Below are 11850 nucleotides of genomic sequence, written 5' to 3' on the forward strand. Positions count from 1 at the left end.
GACAAGCTCGCGCGCGAGCGATCCCGGATCGTACCAGTGCAAATTTGCCCAGTACAACCCGGATACGTGCAGGTTTAGTCTGCATTTTTGCCTTACGCAAACTATTGGACGCGAGGTGACAGCACTTCGCCGATGCTGCGGCGTTTGGCCTGCAACTCGGTGGCGTGGATCAGCTGTTCAAGGTCTTCGGGGGTCACGTCGATGAATGCTTCCATGTCGGCGAGCGCCAGTTTCAGGTCCTGTGCAGTGATGGCCTGACTGTCGACGGGCGGATGGTCAGCGGGCACCACCGCTAGCGGCTCCGCAGCGCGCTTGGGATAGCGAATGCGGGTGAGATTGTTATACGCCAGCGCACTGAACAGCAACGTGAAGGCGGCAAGCATCACCGGGGCGAGGGCCTTCCAGTCCATGGCGATGGTCGCCGGGTCGGCCAGCACTAACAGCAGTGCCAGGGCGCCGGCGGGCGGGTGCAGGCAGCGCAGCCAGCACATCAGCACCAGCGCCATGCCGGCGGCGAGGCAAGCGCTGCCCAGGGTGCGACCGAGTACGTGCGCAACCAGCAAGGAGACGACAGCGGCACTCAGGTAGCCGCCCACAATTGACCAAGGCTGGGCGAGGGCGCCCGACGATACGGCAAACAGTAATACGGCTGACGCGCCCAGCGGACCGATCAGATGCTGCGCGACCTGGATACCGAAGAATTGACTGCACAGCCAGACGCTGAACAGCGTGCCCAGCGACATACCGATGGCGGCGCGGCTCCACTCAGTCGGGCGGGTGTTGATGGCGGCGGGTAACCAGCGAGCAAGCATTGGGCAGATGATCCAGAAAAATTCGAAAAAAAAAGGCTCATCTGAGAATCCCAGAAAGCCCTTTGAAGGTGTTCCAACTATTGGGGGAGGAACCGGCCCAGTGTGCCGTTCATTCATGCAGGTGACAAATTCATATTAATGCAGTTTCAGTGCATTTATATTGCAGTAAGAGATGCCGGTTTTCCGACGACGACCGTTTGACATTTAGTGCCATCAACGGCAGGTTGATTCCCCCTTTTTTTTTCAACGCCATTCAAGGCTCCTCCGTTTTGATCGACTTACCAACTGCAGATTCAAGTAATGCCGGGAACAACCCGATGTCCGTCTATCTGGCACGTTTGGCGCCGTCCAGCCAGTTGACCATGCGTTATGTGCTGCAAGATGCAGCTGATCGCCTGGGCTTTGACGACATGAACGTAGAAGATATCCCGTGGCATCAGTTGCAGCCCGAGGATGTGATCGCATTGGTCGCGGCCTTGCGCACTGACGGTTATGCGCCGAACACTTCGTCGCTGTATGTCAACGCGGTGCGTGGCGTCATGAATGAGGCGTGGCGCATGAGCCTGATCAGTCAGGACCACCTGCTGAAAATGCGTTCGGTCAAGGCAATCGCCGGCACGCGGCTATCGCAGGGGCGCAACCTGCGTCGCTCGTTGATTCAGGAAATGATGGCGGTTTGCGCGGCCGACCCACGGCCCCAGGGGCTGCGGGATGCGGCTATCATCGGGATTCTGTACGGTTCCGGGATGCGCAAATCTGAATCGGTAAACCTGGACCTCGCTCAGGTCGATTTCAACGAGCGCAGTCTTCGCGTCACCGGCAAGGGTAATAAGCAGTTGATCAAGTACGCCCCGGCCTGGGCGTTCGCCAAGCTTGAGGCGTGGCTGGAGCTGCGCCGCTCCCAGCTCAAGGAGGGTGAGGCTGATGATCCGTTCCTGTTCAATCGCATCCGTCGTGGCAGCCATATCACCCGCGAGCGCATTACCAAACACGCCATTTACTACATTGCCCGTCAGCGCGGTGCGCAAGTCGGGGTGAAGATCATGCCCCACGATTTCCGTCGTTCCTTCATCACCCGCGTGATCGAAGAGCATGATTTGTCGATTGCGCAGAAACTCGCGCACCACAGCAACATCCAGACCACCGCCAACTACGATGTGCGCGACGACAACGAACGCCGGCGGGCCGTGGATCGTTTTGATCTTTGACTGGGGTGCCGCAGGGCGCCCGGACGCAGGCTGCGCCAGCTGCTACAGAATTTGCGGCGAATGGTGTTTTGTAGCAGCTGCCGAAGGCTGCGTCCGGATCTTAGGCAGACGGCGGCAGCGCGTACGGACGCAGGCTGCGCCAGCTGCTACAGAGTTTGCGGCGAACGCTGTTTTGTAGCAGCTGCCGAAGGCTGCGTTAGAGTCCACGGCAGGCGGCGGCCGCGCGTACGGACGCAGGCTGCGCCAGCTGCTACAGGATTTGTGGCGAACGCTGTTTTGTAGCAGCTGCCGAAGGCTGCGTCAGGGGCTCCGGCAGACGGCGGCAGCGCGCCCGGACGCAGGCTGCGCCAGCTGCTACAGAATTTGCGGCGAACGCTGTTTTTGTAGCAGCTGCCGAAGGCTGCGTCAGGGTCTCCGGCAGACGGCGCCCGCGCATACGGACGCAGGCTGCGCCAGCTGCTACAGGATTTGCGGCGAACGCTGTTTTTGTAGCAGCTGCCGAAGGCTGCGTCAGGATCTCAGGCAGACGGCGCCCGCGCGTACGGACGCAGGCTGCGCCAGCTGCTACAGAGTTTGCGGCGAACGCTGTTTTGCAGCAGCTGCCGAAGGCTGCGTCGGGGCGCGCAGCGGTCGTGTGACGAGGACGCTAAGTATCCGCCGGACACCCTGACTGATACCCGCCCGCTGCGCGATTGATCAGCGCGGCAAGCCGTTTGACATTGTTCTGCTGGGCAACCACCAGTTCACCGACGCTGGGCCCGGACGGTGTCTGCAATGTGCTTCGGCAAGTCAACAATGTGCCGTCGCCACTACGCAAACGCCATTTGACATCGATCAAGCCGTATTGCCCCGGAATCGAGTCAAAGCGTTGCACATCCAGGCGCACTGATACTTTGCGCTGAGCGCCACTGCCCAGTTGATCCACCAACGCGCTGCGCAACTCATCCACCAGACTCGCAGCCCACCATTCGGTTTCCAGAATCGCCAGACTGCTGTTGCCCTGGCGGATAACAATTTGCGGACGGTCGACCTGGGGCGGTACGCTCAGCCCCTCGATCAGAATCTCCCCCGCGTTCCCACGCGCAGCCACAGGTTGTGCCGGTGTCAACGTATGGAATTGAATCGGGTCACTGCGACACGCCGCCAGCAGCAAACACGCAGTGACCAGGGTGAATTTCAGCGATAAAGCCATGGTGTTGCTCCTGTGATCAGTTGCGTGGCGGCGCCTTCAAGTCCATGGGCGCAGCATGGTCGGGGCGGCCGCGAATCAGCGACTCCGGATGCCGGCCCAGGTAATCCGAGAGTTCGCGCAAGGAACGTGACATCCGCCCAAGCTCATCCAGGGTCTGGCTCAACTGCTCGCGCTGTGGGGAATCTTCGGCCAGGGTCGAACTGGCCGATTGCAGCGTCTTGCTGACATCGGCCAAGGTCGATTGCACGGCAGGCAAGGTTTTCGCGTTGAACTGAGTCAGGCCTTTGCGCAGCTCGACGAGGTTGCTGTCGAGGTTGTTGGCGATGCGTTCAACCGGCAGATTGTTGATCTTGTTGACCATGCTTTCGAGTTTTTCCTGCAACTGCTCGAGGCTGCCAGGTATGGTCGGGATAGAGACCGGGCGGGCAGTGGCGTCGAACGTGACTTTCGGGGCTTTCGGGTAAAAATCAAGGGCGATGTAAAGTTGCCCGGTCAACAGGTTGCCGCTGCGCGCCTGAGCCCGCAGGCCGTTTTCGATGAAGGTGCCAATCAGGCGAACGCCGGCGGCTTCGTCTTCGGGATCATGCTTGAGCACCTCAAGCATCTTGACGTGCGCCTGGCCCAGACGCTGCGGGTAGATGACGATGCCGACATTGACCGGGAAGGTGCGGCTCTTCGGATCGAAATCAAGGTTGACCGAGACTACCCGACCGAACTCGATGCCCAGGAACTCCACAGGCGCATCCACCTTCAGCCCGCGCAATGCCTGATCGAAACGCAGGCTGAGGTATTGCGGTTTGCCGCTGGGCGGGGCGAGGGCAACCTGCTGATCGTCGAACAATTCAAAGGTCTTGTCTTCCACTGCCGGGGTGTCATTGGGGCTGTATTGCGGCGCGCGGAAAGCAATGCCGCCGACCAGCAACGACGATAACGACTCGGTCTTCACCGCAAAGCCGTTGGCACCGACGTTGACATCAATGCCGCTGGCGTTCCAGAACCGGGTGTTCTCGGTGACATAGGCGTCGTTGGGCGCGTGAATGAACACCTCGATATTGACGCCTTTGCCTTCAGGATCCAGTGCGTATGCGACCACCTGGCCTACCGGAATCTTGCGGAAATAGACCGGTGAGCCGATGTCCAGCGAACCTAGGTCTTCGGTATGCAACGTAAAACTTTTGCCCGGTTCGCCGTAGGTAATGGGCGGCGGATTCTCGAGGCCCTGGAAGGTTTTTGCGCGCGTCTCGGACTGGCCGATATCGGCGCCAATGTAGTCGCCGGACAGCAACGTATCGATGCCTGACACGCCACCGGCACCGATGCGCGGGCGTACCACCCAGAATTGCGAGTCCTGGCGGGTGAAGCTTTCTGCCTGCTTGTCCAGTTTGATCGTCGCATTGACGCTTTTCTGGTCATCGCTCAACTCCACCCCGGAGACGTGGCCGATCACCACGTTGCGGTATTTAACCTCGGTCTTGTTGGCGGTCAGGCCACTGCCGGTTTTGAACGTGACGGTGATGGTCGGACCTTCCTGCATCAGGCTGTGCACCACCAGTGACAGCCCGACCAGCACCGCCACAATCGGCACAATCCACACCAGCGACACGCTGAAGCGACGGGTCTTGACGGGGGCCTGGCCGGGGCGCTGCGACCCATCAGTGACTGGCGACTTCATCCATGACCTCCTCATTTGGCGGGTTGCCCCGCAATGTGTCGTTATCCCAGATCAGGCGTGGGTCGAAACTCATCGCCGAGAGCATGGTGAAAACCACCACCAGGCCGAAAAACAGAATGCCCAGACGCGGTTCGATATCGCCTAACGCCTGAAACTTCACCAGCGCCGCCACCAACGCCACCACGATCACGTCGAGCATCGACCAGTAACCAATCAGCTCGACGAAGCGGTAGAGCCTGGAGCGCTCTCTGCGCGCCCACACGCTGTTGCGCTGCACGGTGATCAGCAGCAGCGTCAGCGCGCCAAACTTGATGCCGGGCACCGCGACGCTGGCAATGAAAATGATCAGGGCGATGTCCCAGGCGCCGTGCTGCCAGAACTCCAGCACACCGCCCATGATCGTACTGTCTGCTCCAGAACCGAGCATCGTCGTGTTCATCACCGGCAGCAGATTGGCCGGGATGTAGAACACCAGTGACGCCAGGAGATAGGCCCAGGTTCGCGCCATCGAATTGGTCTTGCGCCGGTGCAGCGGTGCACCGCAACGCTCGCATTCATGCGGGTCGTCGCGGACGTCACAGGCGAGCCCGCAGGTGTGGCACAGGCACAGGTCGAGATCGCTGGCAATGGGCGCCCGGCTCACAGGATGTCCCACAATTCACGGATATCCCGCCCGGCGATGCGGATCATCATCAGGCTCAGGACCGCCAGGGCAAACAGGCCGATGCCGGGTAGCACGTCGAGCATGCCGGCCAGTTTGAACACCGCGACCATGGCCCCCAGCAGGCACACTTCGAGCATGCTCCAGGGCCTGAGCGTTTCCAGCCAGCGCATGCAGAACCTGAAACCGGGTGAGCGCTGGCCAGCAAGGGCGTAGCTCAGCACCCAGATCAGCAGCAGGACCTGGAACAGGGGGGCGATGATCATCGCAATCGCAGCCACCATGGCGATGAATGTAATGGGACCGTGGCTCAGGGCCAGCACTGAATCCCACAAGGTTGCGCTGTTTTTCAAACCCTGCAGGCTGATGCTCATGACCGGATAGAAATTGGCGAACGCCCACAGCACGGCCGCGGTGTAGGCCAGCGCCAGGCGCTGTTCCACGGTCAGGCCGTTATAGCGCTGCAGCACGCCGCCGCAACGGGTGCACAGGGTCTTCTGGTGTTTGCCGAGCATGACTTTCTCGTACACGCAGTCGCAGTGCTCGCAGATGATCAATGGGTCAGTCGTAGCCATAGGCCGCTCGCCATGAGACAGGAATTTCAGAGCACCCCCTCAATATAGAAGCGCCTTGCGATTGAGCAAATCGAAAGGCACAAACGATTGTGGGCCTAAGCCTGGTCTGGGCGGAATTGCGACGGTGGCGGTTTTTCAGGCGAGCATCGATTTGATCGCGCGAGCGCTATCGCGAGCAGGCTCGCTCCCACAAAAGGCGGCAATCGCGAGCAGGCTCGCTCCCACAAAAGGCAGCTATCGCCAGCAGGCTCGCTCCTACAAAAGGCGGCTATCGCGAGCGGGCCCGCTCTTGAAGGCAGGGATCAGGTCAGCCAAGCAACTCGCGCAAGCGATACCAGAACATGCCAAGGGCCAACAGTGGCGAGCGCAGCATCGGGCCGCCGGGGAAGGTCATGTGGGGCACGGCGCTGAAGACATCGAATCCTTTGCTGTGCCCCGCATGGATGGCTTCGCCCAGTAACTTCGCGCACCAGTGGGTCACGTTCAGCCCATGCCCGGAATAACCTTGCGCGTAGAACACATTAGGATGTTGACGCAAACGCCCGACCTGCGGGAAGCGATTGGCAGTAATGCCGATCATTCCACCCCACTGATAATCAATGCGCACATTGGCCAGTTGCGGGAAGACCTTGAGCATGTGCGGGCGCATGTAGGCACTGATATCCGCCGGGTCCCGTCCGGAATAGTGGCAGGCGCCGCCGAACAACAGGCGCCGGTCTGCCGAGAGGCGGTAGTAATCGAGGCCGACTTTCTGGTCGCACAACGCCAGATTCTGCGGAATCAACTGCGCCGCCGCTTCAGCCGTCAGCGGCTCGGTGGCAATGATGTAGCTACCGGCCGGCAGCACCTTGCCGCTGAGTTTCGGTTCGAGTTCTTGCAGATGCGCATTGCACGCCAGCACGATGCTCCCGGCGCGCACGGTGCCACCGGCACAACGCACCTGCACGGTGCTGCCATGAATCAATTCCAGCACCGGGCTTTGCTCGAAAATCTGTACGCCCAGCGACTGCGCCAGTCGCGCCTCGCCCAGCACCAGGTTGAGCGGGTGCAAATGCCCTGAACCCATGTCCACCAGTCCGCCGGCATACACCCCCGAGTTCACCACCTGTTCGCGGATCTGCTGCGGCGCGACGAGGCGGGTCTCATGGGCATATCCCGATTCAACCAGGCTTTGCTGCTCGGCCTTGAACGACTCGAACTGCGCCTTGGTGTTAGCCAGTTCACAGAAGCCCCAGCGCAGGTCGCAGTCAATATTGTGTTCGCCAATGCGCCGGCCTACCAACTCGACCGACTCGATACCCGCACGCTCCAGGTAGCGCACGCCTTCTTCACCGACATGCCTGGCAAAACCGCTGACGTCATGGCCAACGCCGCGAATCAACTGCCCACCGTTGCGCCCACTGGCGCCCCAGCCGATTCGGCGTGCCTCAAGCAAAACCACCGAAAGCCCGCGTTGTGCCAGTTCGATCGCCGTGTTGACCCCGGTGAAACCACCGCCGATCACGCAGACATCGGCGACCTTGTCCTCGGCCAGCGCCGGATAGGGCGCCTGGCTCTTGGCAGTGGCCGCGTAGTAGGAATTAGCTTGCTCGTGGTTCATTTGTTGGACTTCACTTTGCTCCAGGAACGGGTCATCAGCCGCATGATCGCCTGGGGCGGAGTACTGGAAATGTACAGCTTGTCGAGGACAGTCTGCGGCGGATACACCTCTGGATTGTTCACCAGCTCGGCGTCCATGAAGGGCTGCGACGCCGGGTTCGGGTTGGCGTAACCCACCGAGGCGCTGACCTGGGCGATCACTTTCGGATCAAGCAGGTAGTTGATGAACGCGTGAGCTTCTTTCGGGTTGCTCGCGTCGGCCGGAATCGCCAACAGGTCGAACCACAGGTTGCTGCCTTCCTTGGGAATGGTATAGGCGATGTTCACGCCATTGTTCGCTTCCTTGGCGCGATTCGCCGCCTGGAACACGTCGCCGGAATAACCAAACGCTAGGCAGATATCGCCGTTGGCCAGGTCCGAAACGTACTTGGAGGAATGGAAATAGGTGATGTAAGGACGAATGCTCAGCAGCTTGGCTTCGGCCTTTTTATAGTCTTCGGGGTTTTCACTGCGCGGGTCCATGCCCATGTAGTTGAGCACCGCCGGGAACACTTCATCGGCCGAGTCCATCATCGACACGCCGCACTGGCTGAGCTTCTTCAGATTCTCCGGCTCGAAGAACACTGCCCAGGAATCAATATGGTCGATGCCCAGCACTTGCTTGACCTTGTCGACGTTGTAGCCGATGCCGTTGGTGCCCCACAGGTACGGCACCGAATGCGCGTTACCCGGGTCGTTTTTTTCCAGCAACGCGAGCAGTTTGGGGTCGAGGTTCTTGAAGTTGGGTAATTGCGCGCGGTCCAGTTTCAGAAAAGCACCAGCCTTCACCTGGCGAGCGAGGAAGTGGTTGGACGGCACCACCACGTCATAACCGGTGCGACCGGCGAGCAGTTTGCCTTCCAGGGTTTCGTTGGAATCGAAGACGTCGTAGATCACCTTGATGCCGGTTTTGCTCTGAAAGTCGGCGAGGGTGGTTTCGCCGATGTAATCGGTCCAGTTATAGACGCTGACGTTTTGTTCGGCCTGTGCACTTGCGCTGACGAACATGGCCAGGCCGAGCGGAGCCAGGGTTTTCAATAGACGCATATCGACACCTCTTTGATTTTTGTGGTTTTCAGGCGCTAGTTACTCACTGTGGGAGCGGGCTTGCTCGCGAAAGCGCAGTGTCAGACGATACCGATGGTGCGAATGCAACCGTCTTCGCGAGCAAGCCCGCTCCCACAATGGACCGTGATCCCAGAAAGAAACGTGGTTTTAAACACTCATCATCAAAAACTCACGTTCCCACGAGCTGATCACGCGTTTGAAATTTTCATGCTCTGCACGCTTCACCGCGACATACCCGCGGACAAACTTGTCACCCAGGTAACGAATCACGGTGTCGCATTCTTCCATCTGCGTCAGCGCCTCCTCGATGGTGATCGGCAGGCGCAGGTTGCGCCGCTCATAGGCCCGCCCTTGCACCGCAGCGCTTGGCTGGACGTGCTCGACCATGCCCAGATAACCGCACAACAAACTCGCGGCAATTGCCAGGTAAGGATTGGCGTCAGCGCCGGGCAAGCGGTTTTCCACACGCATCGAATCCGGTGTCGAGGTCGGCACACGCAGGCCTACAGTGCGGTTCTCTTCGCCCCATTCCACGTTCACCGGTGCCGAGGTGTCGGGCAGGAAGCGGCGGAACGAGTTGACGTTGGGTGCGAACATCGGCAGCACTTTCGGGATGTACTTCTGCAAGCCGCCGATGTGCTGCAGGAACAGTTCGCTCATGCTGCCGTCGGCGTTGGAGAAGATCGGCTGCCCCGTGGCGATGTTGACCACGCTCTGGTGAATATGCATGGCGCTGCCCGGCTCGTCGCCAATCGGTTTGGCCATGAATGTTGCCGCGACGTTGTGCTTGAGTGCCGCTTCGCGCAGGGTGCGTTTGAACACGGTAATCTGGTCAGCCAGGTCCAGCGCGTCGCCATGGCGGAAATTGATTTCCATCTGCGCCGGGCCGTCTTCGTGGATCAGCGTGTCGAGGTCCAGGCCTTGCAGTTCGCACCAGTCGTAGACGTCTTCAAACAGCGGATCGAATTCGTTGGCGGCATCAATGGAAAATGACTGGCGGCCACTTTCCGCGCGACCGGAACGACCCAAGGGTGCTTTCAAGGGCAGGTCCGGGTCTTCGCAGCGCTGGGTCAGGTAGAACTCCATTTCCGGCGCAACGATCGGCCGCCAGCCTTTGTCGGTGTAAAGCTGCAGCACTTTTTTCAGCACGTTGCGCGGCGACAGTTCGATGGGGTTGCCGAATTTGTCGAAAGTGTCGTGGATGACAATGGCCGTCGGCTCGATCGCCCATGGAATCACGTAGAACGCATCCGGCACCGGTTTGCAGATCATATCGATGTCTGCCGGGTCGAGCAGGTCGTAGTAGATATCGTCGTCGACAAAGTCCCCGGTTACCGTTTGCAGAAGCACACTTTCCGGCAGGCGCATGCCTCGCTCATGCAGGAACTTGTTGGTGGGTGCAATCTTGCCGCGTGCAATGCCGGTCAGATCGCTGACGACGCACTCGACTTCGGTAATCTTGTGATCTTTCAGCCACGTGAACAGCTGATCGAAGGGGGCATTCATAAAGACCTCGTTATTGGTTTTATTAACGCCGGGGAGGGTGGTTTCATCCGCCAGACACTTCCCCTGGGACGCGTTGACGACTATCTTGGGCGAGTCTTGACGTTCCATCTATCCACTTTCAGCAGCACCAAAACGCACCAAACGAGTGCGTAAGGTCACCCATGACAGCGTGTAACCCGCTCCAGGTTCAAGCCTTCGACACCGTTGATGTCGCCGAACAAATCCGTGCTACACCCGGTTGGGTCCAGCATTACCAGCAGATGTCGCCGGGGCATTTCGCCGGGCGTGTGCGTTATCTCGACCTGCAAGGGGTGGAAATTTACGAGGAGCACATGAACACCCGGGTCGAGCAAAATTTCAGCGCGCCCGCGGGCGCCTTGGCGTTCTGTTTTGATCGCAGCGACAATGCGCTGTACGTGTTGAATGAAGAGAGCCGCAACATCTGGATCACGCCGGAAAACTATCAGGAAATCGCTGTGGTGTTCGGCCCGCAGTTTGTGCAGCACCACGGATTGAATGTCGCCCGCCTGGAAGGTTTGTTCATGGCACCGCTGGATTCGGGGCAGAACGCGCTATTCAGTCGCTGGCTCAGCGGCACACTCACGCGCCTCTCGCAAACGGTGGATCCACCGAGCAGGGAAGCGTTGACCCAACAACTGCTCGAAGACTGTTTGTACATTCTCGACAATGCCTGCGTGTGTCTTGATCGCGGTGGTTTGCAACGTCGAGGTGAAGAGCGCGCGGTGATGAAGCGGATCGGCGAATGGGCCGCGGAGTCACCGGAAGAAACCCTCAACCTGGTTGAACTGGCACACGTCGCCGGCGTTTCGCTGCGCCAGTTACAGCATGCGTTCAAGGCCTACACCGGGCTGACGCCCACGCACTGGTTGCGCCTGCGTCGCCTGAACAGTGCGCACCGCGAGTTGCTCAAGCGCTCGCCCATGGAGACGACGGTGGCCGAAGTGGCGATGCAGTGGTCGTTCTGGCACCTGGGGCGATTTTCCAGTAGTTACCGCGCACTGTTCAATGAGCTGCCGAGCGAGACGCTGAAGCGCTGCCGGTAAGGCTGATCTACCGAAGCTGCGCCCCCTGCCTGTACCCGGCGGACTACACCGACCCTGTAGCAGCTGGCGCAGCCGGCGTCCGAACCGAACCGATCCGAGCCAATCCGAGCGGTGCCGACGCAGGCTGCGCCAGCGGCTACGGGTTAGATTCGTAAATCGCGGTGTGCTGAAGCGCCCGTAAGTCACATGAGGCACAAGGCGAGCGGGGGTGATCTACACTTTTCTGGTGGCTGAAATCAGCTCGGAGGTCATCATGAACACGTTGTCTCCACTCGCTTTGTGCGCCGTGCTAGCGGTTGTCGCTACCTCGGCCGAGGCCGAAACGGTGGTCCCTTTGAAGGGGCAGAACTCGCAGCAAATCCAGCTCGACATCAACGACTGCAACAACGTGGCGTCCAGCCAGGCAGCGCCGCCCACGGCCAGCGGCGGACGTTTGCGCGGCGCTGCGGTGGGT

At 59.9% G+C, this 11850-nt stretch carries 10 protein-coding genes and 1 pseudogene; 3 read left to right on the forward strand and 8 right to left on the reverse strand.

Annotated elements, in window-relative coordinates:
• Positions 1-101: 101 nt before the first annotated feature.
• Positions 102-812 carry an HPP family protein gene (locus F8N12_RS10635; RefSeq protein WP_150580389.1) on the reverse strand — a complete coding sequence of 237 codons (711 nt, stop codon included), beginning with the start codon at positions 810-812 and terminating at the stop codon, positions 102-104.
• 317 nt (positions 813-1129) lie between these two features.
• Here F8N12_RS10635 and xerC point away from each other — a divergent pair, with 317 nt between their 5' ends.
• A complete protein-coding gene (xerC, locus tag F8N12_RS10640; protein ID WP_150580390.1) occupies positions 1130-2020 on the forward strand; it encodes a tyrosine recombinase XerC in 891 nt (296 codons plus the stop codon).
• 646 nt (positions 2021-2666) lie between these two features.
• Here the strand turns inward: xerC and F8N12_RS10645 are convergent.
• From F8N12_RS10645 to F8N12_RS10675, 7 genes are all read right to left on the reverse strand, one after another.
• Complete coding sequence (locus F8N12_RS10645) at positions 2667-3212, reverse strand: membrane integrity-associated transporter subunit PqiC (protein ID WP_150580391.1); 546 nt, start codon at positions 3210-3212, stop codon at positions 2667-2669.
• Between the two features lie 16 nt (positions 3213-3228).
• Complete coding sequence (locus F8N12_RS10650; RefSeq protein ID WP_150580392.1) at positions 3229-4884, reverse strand: intermembrane transport protein PqiB; 1656 nt, start codon at positions 4882-4884, stop codon at positions 3229-3231.
• A complete protein-coding gene (locus tag F8N12_RS10655) occupies positions 4865-5527 on the reverse strand; it encodes a paraquat-inducible protein A (RefSeq protein WP_150580393.1) in 663 nt (220 codons plus the stop codon). The genes F8N12_RS10650 and F8N12_RS10655 overlap by 20 nt, the downstream gene beginning before the upstream one ends.
• A complete protein-coding gene (locus tag F8N12_RS10660; RefSeq protein WP_150580394.1) occupies positions 5524-6120 on the reverse strand; it encodes a paraquat-inducible protein A in 597 nt (198 codons plus the stop codon). Before F8N12_RS10660 ends, F8N12_RS10655 begins: the two co-directional genes overlap by 4 nt.
• A 307-nt stretch (positions 6121-6427) precedes the next feature.
• Positions 6428-7720, reverse strand: coding sequence for an NAD(P)/FAD-dependent oxidoreductase (locus tag F8N12_RS10665; RefSeq protein ID WP_150580395.1), 1293 nt, complete (start codon positions 7718-7720; stop codon positions 6428-6430).
• Positions 7717-8805, reverse strand: a complete 1089-nt coding sequence (locus tag F8N12_RS10670; RefSeq protein WP_150580396.1) for a polyamine ABC transporter substrate-binding protein — start codon at positions 8803-8805, stop codon at positions 7717-7719. Before F8N12_RS10670 ends, F8N12_RS10665 begins: the two co-directional genes overlap by 4 nt.
• A gap of 168 nt (positions 8806-8973) precedes the next feature.
• The gene (locus tag F8N12_RS10675) at positions 8974-10332 is read right to left on the reverse strand and encodes a glutamine synthetase family protein (RefSeq protein ID WP_150580397.1); all 1359 of its coding nucleotides are present in this window, start codon (positions 10330-10332) and stop codon (positions 8974-8976) included.
• 161 nt (positions 10333-10493) lie between these two features.
• On the opposite strand from F8N12_RS10675, the gene F8N12_RS10680 reads away from it, so the two are divergent.
• Together F8N12_RS10680 and F8N12_RS10685 are read left to right on the forward strand one after the other, a co-directional pair.
• A complete protein-coding gene (locus F8N12_RS10680; RefSeq protein ID WP_150580398.1) occupies positions 10494-11396 on the forward strand; it encodes a helix-turn-helix domain-containing protein in 903 nt (300 codons plus the stop codon).
• Between the two features lie 253 nt (positions 11397-11649).
• Positions 11650-11850 (forward strand): annotated as a pseudogene (locus F8N12_RS10685) (hypothetical protein); the annotation flags it as partial.

It is taken from the genome of Pseudomonas fluorescens, from assembly GCF_902497625.1.
In the GTDB taxonomy this organism is placed as follows: Bacteria; Pseudomonadota; Gammaproteobacteria; order Pseudomonadales; family Pseudomonadaceae; genus Aquipseudomonas; species Aquipseudomonas fluorescens_BQ.

Excerpts from the sequence above, each read along its gene's own strand:
- xerC (WP_150580390.1), top strand. The coding sequence starts at position 1,130 with ATGTCCGTCTATCTGGCACGTTTGGCGCCGTCCAGCCAGTTGACCATG.
- F8N12_RS10680 (WP_150580398.1), top strand. The coding sequence starts at position 10,494 with ATGACAGCGTGTAACCCGCTCCAGGTTCAAGCCTTCGACACCGTTGAT.
- F8N12_RS10675 (WP_150580397.1), bottom strand. The coding sequence starts at position 10,332 with ATGAATGCCCCCTTCGATCAGCTGTTCACGTGGCTGAAAGATCACAAG.
- F8N12_RS10665 (WP_150580395.1), bottom strand. The coding sequence starts at position 7,720 with ATGAACCACGAGCAAGCTAATTCCTACTACGCGGCCACTGCCAAGAGC.
- F8N12_RS10645 (WP_150580391.1), bottom strand. The coding sequence starts at position 3,212 with ATGGCTTTATCGCTGAAATTCACCCTGGTCACTGCGTGTTTGCTGCTG.
- F8N12_RS10660 (WP_150580394.1), bottom strand. The coding sequence starts at position 6,120 with ATGGCTACGACTGACCCATTGATCATCTGCGAGCACTGCGACTGCGTG.
- F8N12_RS10650 (WP_150580392.1), bottom strand. The coding sequence starts at position 4,884 with ATGAAGTCGCCAGTCACTGATGGGTCGCAGCGCCCCGGCCAGGCCCCC.
- F8N12_RS10635 (WP_150580389.1), bottom strand. The coding sequence starts at position 812 with ATGCTTGCTCGCTGGTTACCCGCCGCCATCAACACCCGCCCGACTGAG.
- F8N12_RS10670 (WP_150580396.1), bottom strand. The coding sequence starts at position 8,805 with ATGCGTCTATTGAAAACCCTGGCTCCGCTCGGCCTGGCCATGTTCGTC.